Origin of the sequence: Tessaracoccus sp. O5.2 (assembly GCF_964266725.1) — a bacterium.
Lineage (GTDB): Bacteria > Actinomycetota > Actinomycetes > Propionibacteriales > Propionibacteriaceae > Arachnia > Arachnia lapidicapta.
On the sequence record NZ_CAXWGV010000054.1, the window covers coordinates 61,007 to 75,984 of the forward strand.

The 14,978-nt window shown below is 70.8% G+C and carries 10 protein-coding genes; 8 read left to right on the forward strand and 2 right to left on the reverse strand.

Translation table 11 applies throughout. From position 1 onward, the window contains the following. Positions 1 to 8 precede the first annotated feature (8 nt). Both ACFQPD_RS13535 and ACFQPD_RS13540 read left to right on the forward strand, forming a co-directional pair. The gene (locus ACFQPD_RS13535) at positions 9 to 3,233 is read left to right on the forward strand and encodes a S41 family peptidase (protein ID WP_385901296.1); all 3,225 of its coding nucleotides are present in this window, start codon (positions 9 to 11) and stop codon (positions 3,231 to 3,233) included. Positions 3,234 to 3,474: 241 nt separating this feature from the next. Next, positions 3,475 to 4,101 (forward strand): D-arabinono-1,4-lactone oxidase, encoded by a 627-nt coding sequence (locus ACFQPD_RS13540; RefSeq protein ID WP_385901298.1) that lies wholly within the window; start codon positions 3,475 to 3,477, stop codon positions 4,099 to 4,101. Positions 4,102 to 4,126: 25 nt separating this feature from the next. Here the strand turns inward: ACFQPD_RS13540 and valS are convergent, their stop codons facing one another. Next, the gene (valS, locus tag ACFQPD_RS13545) at positions 4,127 to 6,682 is read right to left on the reverse strand and encodes a valine--tRNA ligase (protein ID WP_385901299.1); all 2,556 of its coding nucleotides are present in this window, start codon (positions 6,680 to 6,682) and stop codon (positions 4,127 to 4,129) included. A gap of 137 nt (positions 6,683 to 6,819) precedes the next feature. Here valS and ACFQPD_RS13550 point away from each other — a divergent pair, with 137 nt between their 5' ends. Further along, on the forward strand, positions 6,820 to 8,226 hold the full coding sequence (locus ACFQPD_RS13550) for an IS1380 family transposase (RefSeq protein WP_385901300.1): 1,407 nt from the start codon (positions 6,820 to 6,822) through the stop codon (positions 8,224 to 8,226). 157 nt (positions 8,227 to 8,383) lie between these two features. On the opposite strand, the gene ACFQPD_RS13555 is transcribed toward ACFQPD_RS13550, so the two are convergent. Next, positions 8,384 to 9,199, reverse strand: a complete 816-nt coding sequence (locus ACFQPD_RS13555) for a thioredoxin domain-containing protein (RefSeq protein WP_353081753.1) — start codon at positions 9,197 to 9,199, stop codon at positions 8,384 to 8,386. A gap of 139 nt (positions 9,200 to 9,338) precedes the next feature. On the opposite strand from ACFQPD_RS13555, the gene ACFQPD_RS13560 reads away from it, so the two are divergent. The 5 genes from ACFQPD_RS13560 to ACFQPD_RS13580 are packed head-to-tail and all read left to right on the forward strand — an operon-like array spanning position 9,339 to position 14,961. After that, complete coding sequence (locus tag ACFQPD_RS13560) at positions 9,339 to 10,673, forward strand: bifunctional folylpolyglutamate synthase/dihydrofolate synthase (protein WP_385901302.1); 1,335 nt, start codon at positions 9,339 to 9,341, stop codon at positions 10,671 to 10,673. Then, positions 10,673 to 11,026: a DUF4233 domain-containing protein gene (locus tag ACFQPD_RS13565; protein ID WP_068751037.1), complete on the forward strand. Its 354-nt coding sequence runs from the start codon at positions 10,673 to 10,675 to the stop codon at positions 11,024 to 11,026. The genes ACFQPD_RS13560 and ACFQPD_RS13565 overlap by 1 nt, the downstream gene beginning before the upstream one ends. After that, positions 11,023 to 11,430: a nucleoside-diphosphate kinase gene (gene ndk, locus ACFQPD_RS13570; RefSeq protein ID WP_353081756.1), complete on the forward strand. Its 408-nt coding sequence runs from the start codon at positions 11,023 to 11,025 to the stop codon at positions 11,428 to 11,430. The genes ACFQPD_RS13565 and ndk overlap by 4 nt, the downstream gene beginning before the upstream one ends. Before the next feature lie 54 nt (positions 11,431 to 11,484). Then, entirely contained in the window at positions 11,485 to 13,422 is a 1,938-nt protein-coding gene (locus ACFQPD_RS13575; RefSeq protein ID WP_385901362.1) for a TIGR03960 family B12-binding radical SAM protein, read from the forward strand. A gap of 39 nt (positions 13,423 to 13,461) precedes the next feature. Further along, positions 13,462 to 14,961, forward strand: coding sequence for a DUF1846 domain-containing protein (locus tag ACFQPD_RS13580; RefSeq protein WP_385901304.1), 1,500 nt, complete (start codon positions 13,462 to 13,464; stop codon positions 14,959 to 14,961). The last annotated feature ends 17 nt before the right edge of the window (positions 14,962 to 14,978 follow it).

The following is a 14,978-nucleotide window of genomic DNA, read 5'->3' on the forward strand; positions in this document are numbered from 1 at the left end:
TGGGGCCGGTGACTGACGGCTACCTGCGCTACCCGCACCTGCACCGTGACCAGCTCGTCTTCGTCGCCGACGACGACCTGTGGCTCGCCCCACTCGACGGGGGCCGGGCCGCCCGCATCACGCTGGGCGAGGAGACGCCCCGCAGCCCGCGGTTCTCTCCCGACGGCTCACGCGTCGCCTTCACCGCGACGACGCACGGCGGCTGGGACGCACACGTCGTCGACCTCGACGGCGGCACCCGGCGTCTCACCTGGCTGAGCGGCCGCCCCATGCTCGTGTCAGGCTGGCTCGACGACTCGCACATCCTGGTGTGCTCGCAGCACGAGGGCTTCCACCGCGTCGACTCCGCCATGTACTCCCTGTCGCTCGACGGGCAGCTCACCCGGCTCCCCTGGGGCCTGGCGACCTCGGCCGCGGTGCACGCGTCCGGCCGCGTGGCCGTCGCCTCCGCCAACTTCCGGGACCCCTCGGGGTGGAAGCGCTACCGCGGCGGCATGGCGGCGCGGCTCTACACGTCGCCGGATGGGCGCGGGGACTGGACCCGCCTGCTGGCCGACCAGACGGCGGGCCTGTTCCACCCCACGTGGGTGGGGGACCGGCTGGTCTTCACTTCGGACCTGGGCGACGGTCCCGCCGTCCAGGCCCAGGTCTGGTCCGTCGACGCCGCCGGCGGTGACCTGCGCAGCCACACCGCGCACACCGAGTCCGAGGGCTACGTGCGCGACGCCACCAGCGACGGGGCCGGCGTGGTCTACCACTCCCGTGGCGCCGTCTACCACCTGCCCTCCCTGGACGCCGAGGCGCGGCGGGTCGACGTCACGGTCCCGGTGGGCCGGCCGCAGCCGATGCCGGTGGCGCCCACGGACCGCCTCGAGGTCATCGCGCCGGACCGCGGCGGCGACACCTCGCTCGTGGAGTGGCGCGGCGCCGCGTACCTCCTCACGCATCGCGGCGGCCCCGGCCGGGCGGTCGCCGACGTCCCCGGCGCGCGCATCCGGGAGCCGAGGTTCCTCGCAGGCACCGGCCGCGGCGTCTGGGTGACCGACGAGACGGGCGAGGACGCCCTGGAGATCCGGCAGCTCGACGGATACGGCGCCGCTCGCCGTCTGGGCACCGGCCGCCTGGGCCGGATCATGACGCTCGAACCCAACCCGGAGGGCACCAAGATCGCGGTGGGCAGCCACGACGGCACCGTGTCGCTCGTGGACGTCGCGCGGGGATCCGTCAAGCGCATCGGGCGCTCGCCCGCGGGAGAGCCGACGGGGCTGACGTGGTCGCCCGACGGCCGCTATCTCGTCTGGCGCAACGCCATCGCCAACGAGGGCACCCGGGGGCAGCTCGTCGGACACGACCTCACCGAGGACCGGGCCTTCACGTTGACCCGCGGCCAGTTCAACGACTTCTCGCCCGTGTTCACGCGCGACGGGAAGCACCTGTGCTTCCTCTCCAGCCGCACCATCGATCCCACCTACGACGAGCTCGGCTTCGACCTGGCCTTCACCAACACCACCCGCCCGTGGCTGGTCCCGCTGGGCGCCGCCGAACCGGCGCCCTTCGGCCCGTCCGCCGAGGGCTGGCCCGTCAGCGACGGCGAGGACGGCGACGACAGCGACAAGCCCAAGAAGGACGGCGAGGACCAGCCGGAGGAGCCGGCGGTCGTGTTCGACACGGAAGGCGTCGAGGACCGCATGGTGCCGCTGCCCGTGCCGTCCGGGCGTTACGCCCACCTGCAGGCCGCGAAGGACGGGCTCGTGTGGCTCTCCGTGCGCGCCACGGGCGAGCTGGGGGCCCTGCGCGCCGGCGTCGAGGGCGAGGTCAAGGATCAGATCGAGCATTTCTCGTTCAAGACCCGCAAGCTCACGGTCGTCGTCGACGGCTGCGACGGTGCGGCGGTCAGCGGCGACGGCGGGCACCTCGTCGTGCGCAACGGCGACGAGGTGTGGGTGCAGCAGTCCGACCACGAGCCGGACGGCGACGACGCCAAGATCCCCGTGGACCTCGGCCGCCTGCGGCGCGACATCGACCCCGCCGCGGAGTGGCGGCAGATGTTCGACGAGAACGCCCGCCTCATGCGCGACCACTTCTGGCGCGACGACTTCGACGGGACGGACTGGGCCGCGGTCGCGGCGCGGTACCGGCCGTTGCTGGACCGGATCGCCACGCACGACGACCTGGTGGACGTCCTGTGGGAGACCGTCGGGGAGCTCAACACCTCGCATGCCTACGTGGATCCGCCGTCGGCGCACCACGACGCGGCACACGTCGCGTTCCTGGGGGCGGAGTTCACCCGCAACGCCAAGGGCGAGGTGGTCATCGCGCGGATCCTGCCCGGCGAGACGTCCGACCCGACGGCCCGCTCACCACTGCGCGCCGCCGGCGTCGCGGCGCGCCCAGGCGACGTCATCGCGGCGGTCGACGGCCGCTCCACCGCGGACGTGGCCGACATCGGCATGCTCCTGCAGGGGGCCGCGGACAAGGTCGTGGAGCTGACCCTCGTGCAGGGTCGGCAGCGTCGCCGCGTGGCGGTGGTCCCCACGGCGAGCGAGGGCCCGCTCCGGTATCACGAATGGGTGGCGGGGCGCGTCGAGTACACGCGGCGCCGCTCCGGCGGCCGGGTGGGCTACGTGCACGTCCCCGACATGGTCGCCCGAGGCTGGGCGGAATTCCACCGGCTCATCGACGCCGCCATGCGCTGCGAGGCCGTCGTGGTCGACGTGCGCTTCAACGCGGGCGGGCACACGTCGGAGTTGGTGATCGAGCGGCTGGCGCGCCGCGCCGTGGGCTGGAACGGTGCCCGGCACCACGACGACGTCACGACCTACCCGAGCCAGGCGGCGCGAGGTCCGGTGATCTTCCTCACCAACGCGTACGCGGGATCCGACGGCGACATCGTCACCGCCGCGGCGCAGGAGCTGGGCCTCGGACCGGTGGTCGGGGAGCGCAGCTGGGGTGGCGTCATCGGGATCGACGGGCGGTTCGCGCTCGTCGACGGCACCGAGGTGACGCAGCCGAGATACTGGATCGCCTTCGACCGACACGGGTTCTCGCTCGAGAACCACGGCGTGGACCCGGACATCGTCGTCGAGATGGGGCCGGCGGAATGGGAGTCCGACGCCGACGAGCAGCTCGACCGCGCCGTCGACGAGGCGCTGACGCGGCTCGAGGAGCGGCCCGCGTCCGTCCCGCCGTCGCTCGGCCCGGCCCGCTTCGGCCGGCCGGAGGGGGCGCGGTGACGCAGCGGAACTGGGTGGGCAACGTCAGCTACTCCTCGTCGCGGGTCGCTGAACCGGTCTCCGTGGAGGACCTGACCGCCCTGGTGGCGAGCGAGCCGCGGGTCCGGGCCCTGGGATCCCGGCACTGCTTCAACGACATCGCCGATACCCCGGGCGTCCACGTGTCGCTGGCCCGGCTCCGGGGCGAGGAGCCGAGGCTGACGGCGCCCGGCACGCTCCGCACGCCGGCGACAGCGTCAGCATGTTCACTCACTGGCAGGATCCGGCCGTCGTGTCACAGGTGTGGGTGAAGTCGGGCGGGGACGTCGACGACGCCGCGATCCGCCACGCGGGCGGCCGCCCCGCCGACGGACCCCGGCACCCCATCGCGGGCATCGACCCCACGCCGTGCACGCCCCAGCTGGGCGCGCCCGGCCCCTGGTACGACCGCCTGCCCCACTTCCGCCTCGAGTTCACCCCGTCGGTGGGGGAGGAGCTGCAGTCGGAGTACCTCGTGGACCGCGGCGACGCCGTCGACGCCATCCGCGCCGTGCAGGACCTCGCCCCGCGGATCGCGCCCCTGCTGTTCGTGTGCGAGATCCGCACGATGGCCTCGGACGGGCTGTGGCTCTCGCCCGCGCAGGGACGCGACACGGTCGGCCTCCACTTCACGTGGCGGCCCGACGAGTCGGCCGTGCGCCAGCTGCTCCCCGAGATCGAGCGGGCGCTCCCGGCCTCGGCGCGCCCGCACTGGGGCAAGGTCTTCACGCTGCCCGGCCATGACGTGGCGGCCCGGTACCCGAGGTGGGCGGATTTCGGCGATCTGCGCCGCCGCCTGGATCCGGAGCGGCGCTTCGCCAACGCGTACCTGGAGCGCCTGGGGCTCTAGCACGCGCCGGCGCAGCGCCGCCGGATCAGGCCTGGTCGGCCAGGTCGACCTCCACGGTCAGGGGGCCGTCGCCCTCGGCCCACGTCACGTCGCCGACCAGCCGCCCGACGGCGCGCAGGTCCGGCTCGATGGTGCGCAGCCGCGACACGACGGCGGCAGGGCCGGAGAACGCCGCCCGCGCCACCTCGGCCTTCATGGAGACCTTCGCCGTGGACTTCGCGCCGCGGATGGCGATGAGCGCGGTCGCGACGTCGGCGAGCAGGGCGGAGTCGCCGTCGGGCAGTTCGTCCACCGACGGCCACGCGGCCAGGTGCACCGAGCCGTCGCGGGTCCACCGCCAGACCTCTTCGGTCACGAAGGGCAGGATCGGCGCGAACAGCCGCAGCTGCACGTCCAGCGCCAACGCGAGCGCAGCCTGCGCCGAGGCGGCCTCCTCGGCCGTGGCCTGCGCCCCGTAGGCGCGCTCCTTGACCAGCTCCAGGTAGTCGTCGCAGAAGGACCAGAAGAAGGACTCGGCCGCCTCGAGCGCGGTGGTGTAGTCGAACTCCTCGAACGCGCTCGTGGCGGCGGCGACGACGTCGCGCAGCCCAGCGAGCATCGCCAGATCGACGGGGTTGGTCACTGCGGCGAGGCCGCCCGGGTCCTGCGCCAGCGTCAACACGAACTTCCCGGCGTTGAGGACCTTCATCGCGAGGCGGCGGCCGACCTTCATCTGCGTCTCGTCGAACGGCGAGTCCATCCCGGGCCGGGCCATGGCGGCGCGCCACCGGACGGCGTCGGAGCCGTACTTGTCGAGGATGTCGGTGGGCACCACCACGTTGCCCTTCGACTTGCTCATCTTCTTGCGGTCCGGATCCACCACGAAGCCGGAGATGGTCGCCCGCTTCCACGGCAGCGATCCGTTCTCGAAGTGCGCCCGCACCACGCGGGAGAACAGCCAGGTGCGGATGATGTCGTGCGCCTGCGGGGCGATGTCCATGGGGAAGGTGAGCCCGAACAACTCGTCGTCACGCTCCCATCCCGTCGCGAGGTGCGGCGTGAGCGACGACGTGGCCCAGGTGTCCATGACGTCCGGATCGGCCATGAAGCCGCCGGGCTGGTCGCGTTGGTCGGGGGAGAAGCCGGGCGGGCAGTCGGTCACGGGATCGATCGGCAGCGAGGCCTCGTCGGCGACGATGGGGTTCTCGTAGTCCGGCTCGCCGTCGCCGTCCAGGCGGTACCACACAGGGAACGGCACCCCGAAGAACCGCTGTCGAGAGATCAGCCAGTCCCCGTTGAGGCCGCCGACCCAGTTCTCGTAGCGGTGCGCCATGTGCTCCGGCGTCCACCGCAGCTCGCGGCCGCGCTCGAGCAGCTGCTGCTTGAGGTCCTCGTCGCGGCCTCCGTTGCGGATGTACCACTGGCGGGTTGCCACGATCTCGAGCGGCTTGTCGCCCTTCTCGTAGAAGTTGGTCATGCGCGTGGTCGGCTTCGGCTCGCCGTCCAGGTCGCCGGAGTCGCGGAGCATGGCCACGGTGGCCTCGCGGGCGGAGAAGGCCGTCTTGCCGGCGAGCGGCTCGTAGGCGCCGGCGTTGACGATCCACTCCGGAGTCTCGGCCTGGAGCCGGCCGTCGCGGCCGATGACCGTCCGGGTGGGCAGGTTGAGCTCGCGCCACCACTGCACGTCGGTGAGGTCGCCGAACGTACAGCACATCGCGATACCGGCGCCCTTGTCGGGCTCGGCCGCCGGGTGGGCGAGCACCGGGATCTCGACGCCGAACAGCGGCGAGGTGACGGTGCTGCCGAACAGCGGCTGGTAGCGCTCGTCGTCGGGGTGCGCGATCAGGGCGCAGACCGAGGGAAGCAGCTCCGGCCGCGTGGTCTCGATGTAGACGGGTTCGCCGTCCGCCCGGTGGAACGCCACGCGGTGGTACGCGCCGGGGTACTCGCGGGCCTCCAGCTCCGCCTGCGCGACAGCGGTGTGGAACGTCACGTCCCACAGCGTCGGTGCGTAGCTGAGGTAGGCCTCCCCGCGGGCGTGGTTGCGGAGGAACGCCTTCTGCGCCACCGCCTGCGAGCTCGCGGAGATGGTCGTGTACAGCGTCGACCAATCCACCGAGAGGCCGAGCTGCTTCCACAGGTCCTCGAACGCCTGCTCGTCCACGGCGGTCAGCTCGTGGCACAGCTCGATGAAGTTGGCGCGGCTGATCGGCACCTGCCGCTTGGGGTCAGGCTTCGCCGGCGGCTGGAACCCCGCGTCGAACGGGATCGACGGGTCGCACCGCACGCCGTAGAAGTTCTGGACCCGGCGCTCGGTCGGCAGGCCGTTATCGTCCCAGCCCATGGGGTAGAAGACGCGCTTGCCACGCATCCGCTGATAGCGGGCGATCGTGTCGGTGTGCGTGTAGCTGAACACGTGCCCGACGTGCAGCGAACCCGACACCGTCGGAGGCGGGGTGTCGATGCTGAACACGTCGTCGCGGGAGGCGGGCCGGCGGAACGCGTACGTGCCCTCCTCAGCCCATACCTCGCCCCACTTGGCCTCCAGGCCTTCGAGGACGGGCTTGTCGGGCAGAGCGCGCTGAGCGGTCGATGCGGTCATGGGCCCCGATCTTAGCCTCGATCCACCGATCGACTGTGTCCGGTGGGCGGCGTGGGAGAGTGAGAATGCCCTCCTGACCTGGGAAAATGCGACTTGTCTAAGGTCCGCATAACCCGCTCAAGAAGGGCATCTCGTAGATGCAACTGTCTCACACCCCTTCAGTGGTCTCAGCGACGTTTGACGAGCCCAACCTCGTGTCGGCCGCCGGGCTGGTCCCATTGATGGCTCTGGCTCAGGAGGCCGGGCTGCGTCGGCTGGGAGATGAGCACCTGAGCGTGGCGAGGGACAAGGGGGCCAACGCGGGCCTGAAGCTTGCCTCGTTGGTGGCGGGTATGGCCGCCGGGGCGGACAGCATCGATGACATGGCCTTGCTGCGCCACGGGGCGATGGGCAAGATCTTCGACCGTGCCTACGCTCCCTCGACGTTGGGCTCCTTCCTGCGCGCCTTCACCTTCGGACACGTGCGTCAGGCTGACGCGGTGGCTTCACGGTTCGCACTTGCCCTGGTCGAGCGCTCCGAGTTCCTGGGCCGCGAGGGGGACAGCGGCACGGTGATGGTCGACATCGACGACACCATCATCGAGGTCCACGGCCACCACAAGCAGGGAGCATCCTTCGGCTATACCCGAGTGCGTGGCCTGAATGCGCTGCTGGCCACCGTGAGCACCGAGCAGATCGCCCCGGTGATCGCCGCCCAGCGGCTGCGCAAGGGCTCGGCCGGCTCCCCGCGCGGAGCGGTCCGCCTGGCCACTGACACCCTGGCTCTGATCCGGCGCACCTGCCTGGCCGGGCGGCCAGTGCTGGTGCGCGCGGACTCAGCGTTCTACTCCCACGCCCTGGTCACCGCCGCGCTCAAGACCGGGGCGCACGTATCGGTCACCGTGCGGATGGACCCGGCCGTCAAGCGCGCCATCGCCGCCATCAGCGACGATGCTTGGACCACGATCAAGTACACCGACGCGATCTACGACGAAGACAGCGGCAGGTGGATCTCGCGGGCCGAGGTCGCCGAGATCCCCTTCACCGCCTTCACCTCCAAGAAGACCAGCGAGCAGATCCCCGGCCGCCTGGTGGTGCGCCGAATCCCCGACCTGAACCCGAAGAAGAACCACGGGCAGGCCACACTGTTCGATACGTGGCGCTTCCACGCGTTCTTCACCACCGCCCCCGCCGCCGAGCGCGACACCGTGGCTGCCGACAAGGTCCACCGGGCACACGCCATCATCGAGAACGTCCACGCCGACCTCAAGGCCTCCGCGCTGGCGCACATGCCCTCGGGAGTTTTCAACGCCAACGCTGCCTGGCTCGTCTGCGCGGTCATGGCCTTCAACCTCACCCGCGCCGCCGCGACACTGACCAACGCCCCGGGGCTGGCTCGGGCGACCACGGCAACGATCCGCCGCAAGCTCATCAACGTCCCGGCACGTATTGCTTCCTCCGCCCGGCGCCTGCACCTGCACCTTCCACAGGGCTGGCCATGGCAAACAGCGTGGTCCGCGCTCTACGACGCCCTCGCCCCGCGCCGAGCGACCGCGCCGATCTGACCCACAGACCCAGTCCCTACAAGCAGGAACCCCAGTGGAAGAGCCGGGCAGACCGGCAACTCCTGCACGCCCTCACTCCAGCCCCGACATCCTGCCGCCGACAGCGACCTCCTCAGCAGCTCATCGGTGGATCGAGGCTTAGTGGCCCCGCGGAGGGTCAGCTGTCCAGCTGCTGGCCGCTCGCCTCGAACGCCTCGTCGATGGCGGCCTGCATGCTCTCGACGGTGGGCTCGATGAGGACCGTCTGAGCCTCCTGGTCGTAGAATTCGAGGCGCTGGCCGCCCACGAGGAAGGTCGGCGTCGAGCCGATCTGATCCGTCCCGAACTTGTCGTGGGCGTTGGTCGTGAACTCGTCGAAGGCCCGAGTGTCGTACAGCTCCTGATAGCGCGTGAGGTCCTCGCCCTGGATGCCCGCCAGCGCAGGGAAGTCGACCCGCAGCTGCTCCTCGGTGAAGCCCTGGCCCTCCTGGGCCGGGTGGTTGGCGTAGACGACCTTGTGGAACTCGTCGAACGCGCCCACCTCAGCAGCCGCGGCGGCCGCCAGCGCCGCCCGCTTCGAGGAATCGTTGCGTAGGCCAGCGTCGAGGAAGTAGGCGGTGCGGATCTCCGCGGTGATGGACCCGTCGGCGACCAGCTGCTCGATGATCGGTCCGTAGTCCTCCTCGCGCGCGGCGCACGCGGGGCACTGGAAGTCCTCCCACACGACGAGGTGCGGGGTGCCCTCCTGCGGCGCCTTGCCGGCCAGGAGGATGCCGTAGCCCTCCGTGGCGTTCGGCGGCGTCAGCTGCTCCTCAGCCACCGTCGCGTTCCGGCCGAGGGCCTGAAAGATCACGATCGCGATGACGGTGATGACCGTGACCGCCACGAGCCCGGCGCCGACGGCGAGGATCCTGCGGGTCCGCTTGTTGCGCTCCTCGAGTTCCTGCTGCTGCCGGAGGGCGGCGCGCTTGCTGAGCGACGAGTTGTTGGCCATATCGACGTGTGCTCCTGGTCTGGCGGTGCGGGGCCGGACCCCCTGCGGGGCCGCGGCGTCGCCATCCTAACCGGCACACGCAACGGCTCCCGTCGCGACGCGCGTCCGGCGGGGCGGCCCCAGTAGGCTGGGCGGCACCATGACTCACTCCACGCACGCCGCGCTCACGGCCGCCCTCACCGCCCGCTGGCCGGAACACCGGGTCGCGCCCAGCCTCTCGCGGATCGCCGCGCTCATGCACCTGCTGGGCGACCCCCACCTCGCCGTGCCGGTCATCCAGGTGGCGGGCACCAACGGCAAGGGCAGCACGGCCATCATGATCGAGACACTGCTGCGCGCCGCAGGGCTGCGCACCGGGCGGTTCGCGAGCCCGCACCTCAGCGACGTGCGCGAGCGGATCAGCATCGACGGCGAGCCGATCAGCGAGGAGCGGTTCGACGAGGTGTGGCGCGACATCGAGCCCTACGTCGCCATGGTGGACGAGCAGCAGCACGACGGCGTCGCCATGACGTTCTTCGAGGTCATCACCGGGATGGCGTACGCCGCGTTCGCCGACGCCCCCGTCGATGTCGCCGTGATGGAGGTCGGGCTCGGTGGCCGCTGGGACGCCACGAGTGTCGCGGATCCGGCCGTCGCCGTCGTGACCCCCATCGGCATGGACCACATGCACATCCTGGGATCGACGTTGGCCGAGATCGCCGGAGAGAAGGCGGGGATCATCAAGGAGGGCTCCCGCGCCGTTCTCGCGGGCCAGGATCCCGAGGCCGCCCGGGTGCTGCTGCAGCGCGCCCTGGACGTCGGCGCCTCGATCGCCGTGGAAGGTCCGGACTTCGGGCTGCTGGAGCGGCAGCTGGCCGTCGGCGGCCAGGTGCTGCGCCTCGACACCGCCGGCGGCCCGGTCGGCGATGTCTTCCTGCCGCTCTACGGGGAGCACATGGGCCGCAACGCCGCGCTGGCGGTCGCCGCCGTCGAGGCGTTCCTGGGGTCGCAGCCCCTGAACCCGGAGATCATCGTCGAGGGGCTCGGCGCCGTCGAGGCGCCCGCGAGGCTGGAGCAGGTGCGCACCTCGCCCCCGATCCTCCTCGACACCGCACACAACCCGCCGGCCGCCCGCGCGACCATCGACGCCCTCGCCGAGGCCTACTCGTTCGACCCCCTCGTGGGCGTCGTGGCGATGATGCAGGACAAGGACGCCGACGAGGTGCTGACGATCTTCGCCGAGCAGATGCAGCACGTCGTGGTCACGACCGTCTCGTCGACGACCCGCGGCCGCTCCGTCGAGGACCTCGCGGCGGTCGCGGAGTCCGTCTTCCCGCCGCAGCAGGTCCACCGCGCCCCGGGCATGGCCGAGGCCCTGGACATCGCCGTGATGCTGGCCGACACGCTCGGCATGAACGGAGGTGTCCTGGTGGCCGGCTCCGTGATCGCGGCGGGCGAGGCGCGGGACCTCCTGACGGCCCGCGGTGACGAGTGATGACGCTCGAACCCACCAACCCGATGCGGCCGGCCGCGATGTCGGTCCTGCTGTTCGAGGTCGTCGTCATCTGGCTCGCCTACATCGGCATGATCCAGGCCGAGGGGATCAGCCTCGCGGTGGCCGCGTTCTGGTGCGCGGTCGCCACCCTGCTGTGCGTGGCCGGCATCGCGGGCCTGCGCCGTCGGTGGGGCTACCTCGTCGGCTGGGCGGCCCAGGCCGTCATCATCGGCCTCGGCGTCCTCACCCCGTGGATGTACGCCATGGGTATCATCTTCGCCCTGATCTGGGTGACCTGCATGGTGCTGGGCCGCCGGCTCGAGACCATGCACAGCGACAAGGAGCGCCAGTGACCGAAGAGACGTTCGTCATCATCAAGCCCGACGCAGTGGCCGCCGGCCGCGTCGGCGCCATCCTCTCGCGCTACGAGGACGAGGGGCTGGAGATCGCGCGCATGGAGCTGCGCCGCATCGACGCGGCCTTCGCCGACCAGCACTACGCCGAACACGTCGAGCGCGACTACTACCCCCCGCTGCGCGAGTTCATGACGGAGGGGCCGCTCATCGCCATGGTGCTGCGCGGCGAGGACGCCGTGGCCCGGGTGCGCGCTCTGCACGGCGCCACCGACCCGACGAAGGCGGACCCCGGCACGGTGCGGGCCGACTTCGCCGAGTCCACGCGACGCAACGCGGTCCATGCCTCGGACTCGACCGAGTCGGCGGCCGGCGAGATCGCACTCTGGTTCGGCGAGGGATAGGGAAACGTCGGCCCCGCGGTTATCCTTGACGGCGCCATGACTACACTGCCCACCCTGCCCACGCACTCGCTGTTCGACCGGCTTGAGCCGCTGCTCGCGCAGGTGAGCAAGCCCATCCAGTACGTCGGCGGGGAGCACAACTCCGTCGTCAAGGCCTGGGAGGACGTCGACGTCCGCTGGTGCCTGTCCTACCCTGACGCCTACGAGGTCGGCCAGCCCAACCAGGGCGTCGCCATCCTCTACGAGATCCTCAACGAACGCGACTGGATCCTCGCCGAGCGCACCTACTCCATCTGGCCGGACATGGAGGCGCGCATGCGCGACGCCGGCGTGCCCCAGTTCACGCTCGACGCGCACCGCCCGGTGCGGATGTTCGACGTGCTGGGCGTGTCGTTCTCCACCGAGCTCGGCTACACCAACCTGCTCAACCTCCTCGATCTGTCCGGCATCAGCCTGCACGCGGCCGACCGGGGCGAGGACGAGCCGATCGTCATCGCGGGCGGGCACGCGGCCTTCAACCCCGAGCCGATCGCCGACTTCATCGACGTCGCGGTCCTGGGCGACGGCGAAGAGGCCTCCCTGCTGATCTCCGACATCATCCGGGAGTGGAAGGCGGACGGCCGCGAGGGCGGGCGCGAGGGCCTGCTGCTGCGGCTCGCCTCCACCGGCGCGTTCTACGTGCCCCGGTTCTACGACGTCGACTACCTCGACGACGGCCGGATCCAGCGCGTCGCCCCCAACCGGCCCGAGGTGCCCTTCCAGGTGCGCAAGCACACGCTGATGAACCTCGACGAGTGGCCCTACCCGAAGAAGCCCATCGTGCCGATGGCCGAGACGGTCCACGAGCGCTACTCCGTCGAGATCTTCCGCGGCTGCACCCGCGGCTGCCGCTTCTGCCAGGCCGGCATGATCACCCGGCCGGTGCGCGAACGCAACATCGAGACCATCGGCGCCATGGTCGAGGGCGGCCTGCGCGCCACGGGGTTGGAGGAGATCGGACTGCTGTCGCTGTCATCGGCCGACCACTCCGAGATCGCCGAGGTCACGCGACAGCTGGCGGACCGCTACGAGGGATCCAACGTGTCCCTGTCGCTGCCGTCCACGCGCGTTGACGCCTTCAACATCGACCTCGCCAACGAACTCAGCCGCAACGGGCGCCGCTCCGGGCTCACGTTCGCGCCCGAAGGCGGCTCGGAGCGCATGCGCAAGGTCATCAACAAGATGGTGACCGAGGACGACCTCATCAACACCGTCGCCGCGGCGTTCTCCTCCGGCTGGCGGCAGGTCAAGCTGTATTTCATGTGCGGCCTGCCCACGGAGACCGACGAGGACGTCCTGGCCATCGCGGACCTCGCCCGGCGGGTTATCGAGACCGGGCGCCGCGCGTCGGGCACCCGCGACATCCGGTGCACCGTCTCCATCGGCGGGTTCGTGCCGAAGCCCCACACCCCGTTCCAGTGGGCCGCTCAGGCGAGCGCCGAGACGATCGACCACCGCCTGTTGCTGCTGCGCGACACCATCCGGCAGGACCGCAACTACGGCAAGGCCATCGGCCTGCGCTACCACGACGGCAAGCCCGGCGTCATCGAGGGGCTGCTGTCGCGCGGGGACCGCCGCGTCGGCCGGGTCATCGAGCGGGTCTGGCGCGAGGGTGGCAAGTTCGACGGCTGGAACGAGCACTTCAGCTACGAGCGCTGGGTCGCGGCGGCCACCGAGGAGCTGGCTCCCTACGGAGTGGATCTCGACTGGTACACCGCGCGGGAACGGGGCTACGAGGAGGTCCTCCCGTGGGACCACCTCGACGCCGGGCTGGACCGCGACTGGCTGTGGGAGGACTGGCAGGACGCCCTCGACGAGCGCGAGGTGGAGGACTGCCGCTGGACCCCGTGCTTCGACTGCGGCGTCTGTCCTCAGATGGACACCGAGATTCAGATCGGCCCCACGGGCAAGGTGCTGCTGCCGCTCATGGTTGCGAAGCCCAACCTCGCCTGAGGACGGCCGCCCGGCCCGGCTGGGATAGGGTGGCCTTCCGTGGATAACGCGCGCAGGGTCGGCTTCGACCGCCAGAAGTACCTCACCCTCCAGTCCCAGCACATCGACGAGCGCCGTCGCCGCTTCGGCGGCAAGCTGTACCTCGAGTTCGGTGGCAAGCTGTTCGACGACCATCACGCGTCGCGCGTCCTGCCCGGCTTCACGCCCGACAACAAGATCGCCATGCTCGAGACGCTGAAGGACGAGGTGGAGGTCGTCATCGCGGTCAGCGCGCACGACCTGGCCAGCAACAAGCAGCGCGCCGACCTGGGCATCCCCTACGAGGCGGACGTGCTGCGGCTCATCGACGAGTTCCGGTCCTACGGCCTCTACGTCGGGTCCGTCGTGATCACGCAGATGACCGACGAGCACCGCCAGGCGCGCGCCTTCAAGCGCAAGCTTGAGCGGCTGGGCGTCAAGGTCTACCGCCACTATCCGATCAAGGGATACCCGAACGACGTGGCGTTGATCATCAGCGCCGACGGCTACGGCCGCAACGACTACATCGAGACCACCCGCGACCTCATCGTCGTCACGGCACCGGGTCCCGGCAGCGGCAAGATGGCCACCTGCCTGTCCCAGCTGTACCACGACCATCAGCGCGGCATCGACTCCGGCTACGCCAAGTTCGAGACCTTCCCCATCTGGAACCTGCCCCTCGACCACCCCGTGAACCTCGCGTACGAGGCGGCCACGGCGGATCTCGACGACGTCAACATGATCGACCCGTTCCACCTCGCCGCCTACGGCGAGCAGGTCGTCAACTACAACCGCGACGTCGAGGTCTTCCCCGTGCTGCGGATGCTGTTCGAGCGGATGCTGGGGGAGTCGCCCTACCAGTCGCCCACGGACATGGGCGTCAACATGGCCGGCCACTGCATCTCCGACGACGAGGCGTGCCGGGACGCCTCCAAGCAGGAGGTCATCCGCCGCTACTTCAAGGCGCTGGTCCACGAGCGCCGCGAGGAGCTCGAGCCCACGGTCTCGGAGCGGATCGCCCTGACGATGAGCCAGCTGGGCATCGCGCAGGAGGACCGGCCGGTCGTGGCCCCTGCCCTCGACACCGAGCGCCGCACCAAGGCCCCCGCCGCCGCGCTGCAGCTGCCCGACGGCACCGTGGTGACCGGAAAGACCTCGGCGCTGCTGGGCAGCTCGTCGGCGGTGCTCCTTAACGCACTGAAGGCGCTCGCCGGCCTGCCCGACGAGGTGCACCTGCTGGCGCCCGAGACCATCGGCCCGATTCAGACGCTGAAGACGGACCACCTGGGCAGTGCCAACCCGAGGTTGCACACGGACGAGGTGCTCATCGCGCTCGCCGTCGGTGCCACCCACGACGACAACGCGCGCCGCGCCATGTCGCAGCTGCCGCGCCTCAGGGGGTGCGACGTGCACACCACGGTCATCCTCGGGCCGGTCGACGAGGCCATCTTCCGCAGCCTCGGCGTGCAGGTCACCAGCGAACCGGTCTTCCAGAGCAAGAAGCTCTACCGGAAGCGCTGAGGCGCGCTCGTCTACAC